Annotated in this window: 3 protein-coding genes; 2 read left to right on the top strand and 1 reads right to left on the bottom strand. The window is 59.8% G+C overall.

The features are described from left to right. Window positions 1–883: RHS repeat-associated core domain-containing protein (locus UG56_RS27720; RefSeq protein ID WP_305728746.1), on the top strand; the 883-nt coding region annotated here is incomplete at its 5' end. 35 nt (window positions 884–918) lie between these two features. After that, the gene (locus UG56_RS27320; protein ID WP_256206941.1) at window positions 919–1,392 is read left to right on the top strand and encodes an SMI1/KNR4 family protein; all 474 of its coding nucleotides are present in this window, start codon (window positions 919–921) and stop codon (window positions 1,390–1,392) included. Window positions 1,393–1,630: 238 nt separating this feature from the next. On the opposite strand, the gene UG56_RS28735 is transcribed toward UG56_RS27320, so the two are convergent. Beyond that, a partial coding sequence (locus UG56_RS28735; protein ID WP_143055230.1) for a hypothetical protein occupies window positions 1,631–1,835 on the bottom strand: 205 nt, incomplete at its 5' end.

Below are 1,835 nucleotides of genomic sequence, written 5' to 3' on the forward strand. Positions count from 1 at the left end.
CGGTGCCCGCTATTACGACTCGGTGACGGGATCGTTCATCTCTCCTGACCCGTTGCTGGAGCCGTCTGAACCGCGCCAGCTGAACGCTTATGCGTACGGCTATCAGAACCCGCTCACGCTGAGCGATCCGTCTGGTCTGCGGGTTGATGTGGCTGGTGGCGGTGGTGGCGGCGCGCCGCTGGTCACCAGCGGGCCACCGATCAGCTGGGGTGCGTACTGGAGGAACGTTTGGGGTATCGGGAAGTCCAGCAAGCCTCCTGTTCGTCCGAGCAGGCCCGCCACGATAAGCGTGCCGAACCATGTCGCGCAGAAGGATGCCGCGGCCGCGGCTCGCGCCAGGTCGGCCGCCCAGGCTGCTGCTCGTGCAGAGGCCGCCGAGAGGGCAGCGATCGACGCGGCCATAGAGCATGCAGCGGCCTCTCGTGCCAACGCCCGTTCTGCCAAAAGGAAGACCGACAGAGATGACGACGGTGACTCCAGGCCGGTGATCTTCATGGAGCCGCGAAATGGTTCGCCGTGGAACCCAGGGGAAGAAGCCCAGATTCGACAGTACGTCGCTGGATCCAATGAAGCGTTGCGAGATGGATTGCTTTCTCCGACGGGTCGGGTCGCTACAGCAGGTATTGCTGATGCAAAAAAGCGGGCGGTTAATCGCGAGAAAGCTAGGTGCCCAAGTTGCTATCCAAACGGAACACATCCCGGCCATGTTCCGGACACCACATGGACAGGCAAGGCAGAGCCGCCTCACTGGCAGGCGTTGACTGCAAGGGTGAACTTGAGCCTCGGGTCGCAAGCGGGACGATATCCAATTGGCTACGAGCCCACTAGTTTCTGGTATTATAAGGACTACATCGCCTTTTACGGGGGGTTGCCGGGAGAATGAGTATCTGGGAGAACTTGGTTCGGAACTTGGAGCAGGTGCAGCAACATGCTGCGTTGAATGACGATGAAGGCCTAATCCAATCAGTCCCCCCTTCGCCGGGAGCTCCGAAAAGGGATCTTGAGGCCGTTTCGTCGAGGTTCGGAATTCGGTTGGACGCGCCTTTCTTGGAGTTCCTTAAGGAGGCGAACGGCTGGCCGTGGTTCCTCTACGACCTCCGAATCGTCAGTGCTCGCGAACTACTGTCGGAACGCTTCGTTCAGGACGCGCGTGATCTGATTTTCGTTGAGCAAGATTTAATCGAAGATGCGTTGGGCGTCAACGCAATTGATTGTCTTCCAATTGGCATCTCCGAGAGTAGTACTGATTGCATATTGCTGTTGCTCGACGGCTCCGGGCGTCCTGGTGAAGTGATATGGGAGGATAATGGCGAGATTTATGCACGCCACAAAGACTTCGAAGAGTTTTTTCGCTGGATGACTCGCTACCAGGCCGGCGAGGTCAAACTCTGAACGGTCGGTTCGTTTGAACGTTGACTCGGTTAGTAGTGGTGCGCTCCCGCCGCGCGGCATCGTGCGTCCGGGACGCGCGTGGCTGATTACCAGGCAGCGAGGCTCCATAGAGGACGCGGCCACGCTTCCGGGGAGGGTGCGGAGAGGATAGTGACGGGTCATGGGCCTTCTGCTCGTCGAACGGCGGCGGGTCTGTCTTCCTGACTGTATTCTTCGGTCTGGCTCGTTCTAATACCGTTCAGTTGGGACGAGTTGCGGTGTAGGTCGCTGGCTCCGGACGCGGCCAGTTGGTGTGATGGGCGCGTTTGACGTGCCATTTGACGTACTTGCGTTTGATCACGCGTGGTGCCGAACGTCGCCGTCGGACCGGGTTGAGCCCGCCGAACAGTCGGGGCAGGAAGTCGAGCCAGCCTGCCCGGGTGGGCGAGGGTCTGGCGGGTGAT

This window comes from Nocardioides luteus (genome assembly GCF_000960475.2).
GTDB classification, from domain to species: Bacteria; Actinomycetota; Actinomycetes; order Propionibacteriales; family Nocardioidaceae; genus Nocardioides; species Nocardioides luteus_A.